At 69.4% G+C, this 3,618-nt stretch carries 3 protein-coding genes; 1 reads left to right on the forward strand and 2 read right to left on the reverse strand.

The annotated features are described in order from the left end of the window. On the reverse strand, positions 1 to 828 hold an 828-nt coding region (locus GJV64_RS12570), incomplete at its 3' end, for an SDR family NAD(P)-dependent oxidoreductase (RefSeq protein WP_205599627.1). 72 nt (positions 829 to 900) lie between these two features. Here GJV64_RS12570 and GJV64_RS12575 point away from each other — a divergent pair. Next, positions 901 to 1,497, forward strand: a complete 597-nt coding sequence (locus GJV64_RS12575; protein ID WP_164157616.1) for a TetR/AcrR family transcriptional regulator — start codon at positions 901 to 903, stop codon at positions 1,495 to 1,497. Here GJV64_RS12575 and acs read toward each other — a convergent pair. Next, positions 1,494 to 3,452, reverse strand: a complete 1,959-nt coding sequence (acs, locus tag GJV64_RS12580) for an acetate--CoA ligase (protein WP_164157618.1) — start codon at positions 3,450 to 3,452, stop codon at positions 1,494 to 1,496. The genes GJV64_RS12575 and acs overlap by 4 nt on opposite strands. Positions 3,453 to 3,618: the final 166 nt, after the last annotated feature.

Here is a 3,618-nt window from a genome sequence, read left to right on the forward strand (position 1 = left end):
CCGCGCCAACAGCGAAGGCTCCGGCCAGCCCAGCCGCCCCTTGCGCAACGAGGCATAGACCTGGCCGGCCGGCGGCCGCAGCGCGGTGGCGAGCAGGGCGAGGTGGCGCCCGGCATCGGCCAGGGTGTTCATCTGCCGCGACCGCCGCACGAACAGCGGCAGCAGCGGCCAGACCAGCGTACGCACCACCCACATCTGGTGGCGTACCAGCCCGGTCCCCGGCGTGAGCCCTGGATCATAGGCGACAACGCTGATGCCGCGCGCCGCCAGATCCGGTCGGGCCGCGAGTTGCCGGGCGGTCATCAGGTTGCACAGCTTCGACGCGCTGTAGGCCCGCATGCCGCCGGTGATGGGGTTGGCATCGCGGTGCGGATCGCTTTCGGGATCGGCCAGCCAGCGGGCATTGGCATGGCGGGGCGGCGGCACCCCGCTGCGCTCGGCCGGATCGTGGGTGCCGCTGCTGGTGATCACGATTCGCGCGCCCACGGCGAGATGCGGCAACAACAGGTGGAGCAGCAGGACATGCCCCAGATGGTTGGCCGCGAAGGTCAGTTCATGGCCATCGGCCGAGCGTTCGGACAAGGTGGGCCGCTGCCCGCCGGCATTCAGCACCAGCACATCGATGCCAGCGCCGGCGAGCGCCTCGATCACCGCCTCGGCAAAGCGCCGCACGCTCGCCAGGCTGGCAAGATCGAGCGGCAGCGCGGTCACGCCGACCGGCGCGCCGGCGCGGGCGCCCACCAGGATGCGTGTGCCGGGCAGCGCCTGCATATGGCCCAGGGCCTCGGCCCCAATGCCGCGGCTGGCGCCGGTCATCACAATCTGCATGGCTGCTCCTTACAGTGTAAATTTTACGCCGTATAAATTGCGCCGCACAGGCGGTCAAGCTAGGGAAGGGCGGTGAAGACCGAATCGGCCTGGCACTATGATGGCGACCTGAAGGCGGCCCTGATCGACGCTGCCCGCACCATCGTGGAGCGCGACGGAGCGGCGGCACTGTCGCTGCGGGCGGTGGCGCGGGCGGCCGGCGTGTCGGCGATGGCGCCCTATCATCACTTCAGGGACCGGGCGGCGCTGGTGGCCGCGGTGGCCGCTGCCGGCTTCGACCAACTATACAGCGACAAGCTGGCGGCCCTCTCCAGTGTGGCGGGCGATCCCGCCGAGCGCATCGTGGCCGGCACCATCGCCTATGTGCGATTCGTCGCCGAGCATCCCGAGCTGTACCGGCTGATGAAAAGCCCCGAACTGGCCGACCGATCGGCGCATCCCGTGCTGGCGGTGGCAGCAGCACGGCCAAGTGCAAGCCTGCACGCCATGCTCGGCGAGTTGGCCGCCGCCGGGCGGCTGCACGGCGTCACGCCGGCCCAGGCCGGGCAGATCATGTGGGCGCTGGTGCACGGCATCGGCACGCTGGCCATCGATGCCTATCTGGCCGATCCCGAAACGCTGGCGGCCGATGGCGCCGCCGCCCTGCTGGCTGGCTGGGGCGCGCTCTAACGATTCAGCCGCCCTTCGATGAGGGCATCGACCACCGCCGGGTCGGCCAGCGTGCTGGTGTCGCCCAGCGCGACAAAATCATTCTCGGCGATCTTCCGCAGGATGCGCCGCATGATCTTGCCGCTGCGGGTTTTCGGCAGGGCCGGCGTGAGGTGGATATGGTCGGGCACTGCGATACCGCCGATCTCGGTACGCACCCCGGCCTTCAGCGCCGCGATCAGCGCGTCCGACGCCTCCACCCCGGCGTTCAGCGTCACATAGGCGTAGATGCCCTGGCCCTTGATGTCGTGCGGGAAGCCGACCACCGCGGCCTCGGCCACATCGGCATGGGCGACCAGCGCGGATTCCACCTCGGCGGTGCCCATGCGATGGCCGGAGACGTTGATCACGTCGTCCACGCGGCCGGTGATCCACCAATAGCCATCGGCATCGCGGCGCGCCCCGTCGCCGGTGAAATAGCGGCCGCGATAGGTGGTGAAATAGGTCTGGGTGAAGCGCTCATGATCGCCGAACACCGTGCGTGCCTGGCCCGGCCACGAGCGCAGCAGCACCAGATTGCCGCTGATGTCCTGCCCTGGCGCCCACGGGATGATGGCGCCGTCGGCTTCGACCAGCGCCGGCTCAATGCCATAGAAGGGCCAAGTGGCGCTGCCGGGCTTCAGCGGGGTCGCGCCGGGCAGCGGCGTGATCAGCGCGCCGCCGGTCTCCGTCTGCCACCAGGTGTCGACGATGGGCAGGGCCCCCTTGCCGACGACGCGGTGATACCAGGCCCAGGCCTCCGGATTGATCGGTTCGCCCACCGTGCCGAGCAGGCGCAGGGACGACAGGTCGTGGCGGTTCACCGGTTCATCGCCGTCGCGCATGATGGCCCGCAAGGCGGTGGGCGCGGTGTAGAAGATGTTGACCCGGTGCTTCTCGATCACCTGCCAGAAACGGTCGCTGGCCGGCCAGCTCGGCACGCCTTCGAACATCAGCACGGTGGCGCCGGCACTCAGCGGGCCATACACGATATAGGAGTGGCCGGTGACCCAGCCGACATCGGCGGTGCACCAGAAGATCTCGCCTTGCCGGTAATCGAACACCGTCTCGAACGTCAGGTTCGCCCACAAGAGATAGCCGCCGGTGGTGTGCAGCACGCCCTTGGGTTTGCCGGTGGAGCCCGAGGTGTAGAGGATGAACAGCGGGCTCTCGGCGTTCATCGGCTCGGGCGTGCAGGTGGCCGGCACTTCTTCGCGCAGCTCGTGCCACCAGTGGTCACGCTCCTCCACCATGCTGACGATGCCGCCGGTGTGCTGCACGACCAGCACCGCTTCCACATTGACGCCGGCAGCTTCTGCCTTCTCGCAGGCCTCGTCGGCGATCTTCTTGAGGGGGATCGGCTTGCCGCCGCGCCGGCCTTCGTCGGCGGTGATCAGAAAGCGGCTCTGCGCGTCCTCCAGCCGGCCGGCCAGCGCCTCGGCGGAAAAGCCGCCGAACACCACCGAATGGACCGCGCCGATGCGCGCGCAGGCCAGCATGGCACACGCCGCTTCCGGGATCATCGGCATGTAGATGGTGACGCGGTCGCCTGCCTCGACGCCCAGCGCCACCAGCGCATTGGCCATGCGGGCGGTCTCCTCGCGCAGCTCGGCATAGCTGATGCGGCGAGTGGGTGCCTTGGGGTCATCGGCCTCCCAGATGATGGCGATGCGGTCCGGGTCACGGTCGGCCCAGCGGTCGAGGCAATTCCAGCTGGCATTGAGCACCCCGTCTTCGAACCACTTGATGTCCACCGGGTCCCAGCGCCAGTTGCCCATGATGCTGGGCGCCTTGTGCCAGTCCAGCCGGCTGACCTCGTCGCGCCAGAAACCGTCGGGATCGTCCAGGCTCTGGCGGTAGCGCGCCTGGTACTGCTCGGCGGTGGTGCGGGTGATGGCCAGCGCCGCTGGCGTGACGGGGTGCACGATGTCGGTCATGGCGCCAGACTAGGCCGCGACGCTGCTTGTCGCTAGAGGCAAGCGCATGGTCTTCCCCCCCTCCAAAGCGATGGCCCTGGCCCTCGACGAAGCCCGCGCCGCCGCCGCGCGCGGCGAGGTGCCGGTGGGCGCGGTGATCAGCGACGCCGCCGGCGTGATGCTGGCC

The organism is Sandarakinorhabdus rubra (assembly GCF_010994245.1).
GTDB lineage: Bacteria > Pseudomonadota > Alphaproteobacteria > Sphingomonadales > Sphingomonadaceae > Sandarakinorhabdus > Sandarakinorhabdus rubra.